Annotated in this window: 3 protein-coding genes and 2 pseudogenes; 3 read left to right on the top strand and 2 right to left on the bottom strand. The window is 70.4% G+C overall.

The features are described from left to right. From WA805_RS11320 to WA805_RS11310, 3 genes and pseudogenes are all read left to right on the top strand, one after another. Positions 1-282 (top strand): annotated as a pseudogene (locus WA805_RS11320) (molybdopterin-binding oxidoreductase); the annotation flags it as partial. Beyond that, a complete protein-coding gene (locus tag WA805_RS11315) occupies positions 279-1,394 on the top strand; it encodes a molybdopterin-dependent oxidoreductase (protein ID WP_424564260.1) in 1,116 nt (371 codons plus the stop codon). The pseudogene WA805_RS11320 and the gene WA805_RS11315, both read left to right, overlap by 4 nt. Before the next feature lie 42 nt (positions 1,395-1,436). Beyond that, positions 1,437-2,402: a DUF2332 domain-containing protein gene (locus tag WA805_RS11310; protein ID WP_425242318.1), complete on the top strand. Its 966-nt coding sequence runs from the start codon at positions 1,437-1,439 to the stop codon at positions 2,400-2,402. Here WA805_RS11310 and WA805_RS11305 read toward each other — a convergent pair. Together WA805_RS11305 and WA805_RS11300 are read right to left on the bottom strand one after the other, a co-directional pair. Beyond that, positions 2,399-3,052: a DedA family protein gene (locus tag WA805_RS11305; protein ID WP_422286691.1), complete on the bottom strand. Its 654-nt coding sequence runs from the start codon at positions 3,050-3,052 to the stop codon at positions 2,399-2,401. The two genes, WA805_RS11310 and WA805_RS11305, sit on opposite strands and share 4 nt — an antisense overlap. 27 nt (positions 3,053-3,079) lie before the next feature. After that, positions 3,080-3,508, bottom strand: a pseudogene (locus WA805_RS11300) (hypothetical protein); the annotation flags it as partial.

The following is a 3,508-nucleotide window of genomic DNA, read 5'->3' as shown; positions in this document are numbered from 1 at the left end:
GGTGAGAACGACAAGACCATGCTGCTGCTCGGCATGTACGTCACGATCGCGCTCCTGGCGATCGTGATCGGCATGATCGCGTGGCGGCGGGTGGGGATCGGGGTGGCCGGCACCGGCCTGTTCGGGCTGTTCGGGGCGTTCGTCGCCATCACAAGGCCGGAAAGTCACGTCACCGACGTGATCCCGTCGGTCGTCGGCGGCATCGTGGGGATCGTCGCCCTCGTCTGGCTGCACAGCACCGCCTCGCGGCGGCCCGCTTACCGCCCTGGACGGACACTATGACGCGCACTGGCGCACCGACAGGCACCTATTCGCCGGCGCCGCCGCCGAACAGGCCTAACCGGCGCAACTTCCTGATCGCGAGCGGCGCCGCCGCCACGGTCGCCGCCGCGGCGGGGATCGGCGGCCAGTACCTGCAGAACAAGCGGTTCAGCGTGAACACGTCCTCCGTGAAGCTAGGCAAGCCAGCGGTGAAGGCTGAGGCCCTGCCGAAGGGCGCGGAGATCACGGACATCCCTGGCCTGTCGTCGTTCTACACGCCGAACAGCCAGTTCTACCGGGTGGACACGGCCCTGGTGGTCCCGCAGGTTTCGCCCCAGACGTGGCAGCTGCGGATTCACGGCATGGTGGACAAGCCCATGACGATCAACTTCGACGACCTGATGAAGCGCCCGATGTTCGACCACGACATCACCCTGACGTGCGTCTCTGAGAACGTCGGCGGCGGCTATATCGGCAACGCACGCTGGCAGGGGGCGCTGCTCGCGGACCTGCTCAAGGAGGCGGGGATCCAGCCCGGCGCCACGCAGATCGTCATGCGCGATGTGAACGGGATGAACCTCGGAGTGGCCACCGAACCCGTAATGGACGGCCGGGCGTCGCTGCTCGCCGTCGGGATGAACGGGCAGCCGCTGCCACAGGAGCACGGCTTCCCAGTTCGCGTCGTCGTCCCAGGCCTGTACGGCTACGTGTCAGCCTGCAAGTGGGTGGTGGACATGCAGCTCACCACGTTCGGAGCGTTCGACGCGTACTGGACGCAGCGCGGCTGGTCGCAGCAGGCGCCGATCAAGACCGAGTCCCGCATCGACACGCCGAAGGGCGGAACCGTCAACGGGGGCACGGTGATGATCGCCGGCGTCGCGTGGGCGCAGCACCGCGGCATCGAAGCGGTGGAGGTCGGGATCGACGGCACCTGGCACCAGGCGAAGCTGGCCGTCCAGGACACGATCGACACCTGGCGGCAGTGGTACTACCCGTGGCAGGCGACGGCGGGCAAGCACACGCTGCAGGTGCGGGCCACCGACAAGACCGGCTACACGCAGACCTCCGTCTTCCACCGGCCAGAACCGAACGGCGCGACCGGCTATCACACCGTGCAGGTCACGGTGGCCTGACCGGCAGGCACGCGACAGACAAAGCGGATGTAGCGTCGGGGCATGCCGAAGTCCGGGCCAGAGACGGCAGCGATCACCGCGAGGTACCGGGCGTTCGCCGCCGAAGCGCGCGGCCGGTCGCCGCAGTACGAGGAACTAGCCCTGGCGGCCGGCCGGGACCAGCAGGTGCTGGCCTTCCTGGCTACGCTGCCCCCGGCTAAGCGGCAGCCGAACCTGCTGTTCGCTGCGGCGCGCTGCCTGCTCGGCGAGCCAGCGGACCTGGCGGCGCTGCACACGCTCCTCACCGGGCGGCGCGACGAGCTCGCCGGGATCATGTTCCAACGGCGCACCCAGACCAACGAGCCAGCCAGGTGCGCCACGCTGCTGCCCGCCCTGGCGCTTCTTCCCGGGCCGCTGGCGCTGATCGAGGTCGGTGCGAGCGCCGGGCTCACCCTCCTCGTGGACCGGTACTCCTACGACTACGCCGGCCATCGGGTCACCGGAACCGACCCGCGGGCGCCGGTGCTGACCTGCGAGCCGCGCGGCCCGGTTCCGCTTCCCGGCCGGGTTCCTGACGTCGTCTGGCGAGCCGGCCTGGATCTCAACCCGCTTGATGTAACGTCCGCGAACGACGTCCGCTGGCTGGAGTGCCTGCTATGGCCAGGCGAGAGCGGCCGTCAGGAGCGGCTGACCGCGGCCATCGACGCGGCGCGGCGTGACCCGCCCCGGGTGCACCGGGGGGACTTGCTCACCGACCTCCCCGGCCTCGCCAGCCAGGCGCCGCCAGACGCGACCCTCGTCATCTACCACTCGGCCGTGCTGGCGTACGTCGCGCCTGGGCAGCGCGGGGAGTTCGCCGAACTCGTCAGGGCGCTCGGCGCCGTCTGGCTTTCTAACGAGGCCCCCGCGGTCCTGCCAGGCACCGCCGCGGACCGCGAGGAGGAGGGGCATTTCACGCTGGCCGAGAACGGCACGCGAGCGATCGCCCACACTGACCCGCACGGCACCTGGCTGCGCTGGCTGTCCTAGCGGTGACGGCCTGACGGAGCCTGCGTGTCCGTCCCGGCCGGCTCGCTCACGTCGGCGTCGCCCCCGCGGCGGCGGAAGTACAGGACCACCGCGACCACCAGCGCGACCACGACGATGCCCGCGATGGCGTAGGTGAGACCGTGGAAGTCGTTGGCGATGTGCTGCCAGTTGGCGCCCAGGGCGTAGCCGGCGATGCCGAGGGCCGCCGTCCACGGGATGCAGCCGAGCGTGGTGAACAGGCCGAACCGGCCCGCGGGCATGCCAGCGAACCCGGCGGGCAGCGAGATGAAGGTGCGCACCACGGGCACCATCCGGCCGAACAGCACCGCGGCCGAGCCGTACCGGTCGAACCAGGCGGTGGCGCGGTCGATGTCGTGGCCGCGCACTCCGAACCGGCGTCCCCAGCGCCGGACCGCGGGCTGCCCGGCGTACCGGCCCACGGCCCAGGCGATGTAGCTCCCGGCCACGTTGCCGAGCACCCCGGCGAGCACGATGCCGATGAGCGTGGGGTGCGCCCCTGGGTAGGCGCCGGCGGCGAGCGCGCCGCCGAACAGCATGATGACCTCGGACGGAATCGGGATGCAGGCCGACTCGGCAAGCATCAGCAGGAACACTGCGACGTACCCGTACTGGGTGATCAAGTGCTGCACAAGACTGTTCCCTCCAATGGTTATCTTCTACATAATTGTAGTAGATAACCGCCGCATCATCGTCATCGTCCGGCGGGCAACCTCCCGGACCGCGCCGGGCCTGTGGTGGGCAACGAGCAGCACTGTCAGGACGACACCGCTGGCCACCAGGCCCGCGATGCCAGCGACGTGACCGATCCGCGCCAGCGAATGAGCGGCCAGGATGCCCGCACTCAGCGCCGCCGCCAGCCACGGCACGCGCATCACGAGGATCCGGGCGGCAAAGGACCGGTAGCGCATCCCGGCACCGCCGGCTACCGATGGCATCGACGCGGTGAGCCAGGCCGCGGTCCGGCCGCGACGGGCGGGCTGCTGCTCCGCCCGCCCAGGACGGCGGCGGCGCCACCACCCGGTCAGTGCGGCACCGCTGAAGAACGCCAGCTGATCGCCCGCGACGACCGCGACGATGACAGGGAC

Source organism: Trebonia sp., from assembly GCF_049794275.1.
In the GTDB taxonomy this organism is placed as follows: domain Bacteria; phylum Actinomycetota; class Actinomycetes; order Streptosporangiales; family Streptosporangiaceae; genus Trebonia.
The sequence above is the reverse complement of the archived record's forward strand: the minus strand, read 5'-3'. Positions and strand labels throughout refer to the sequence as shown.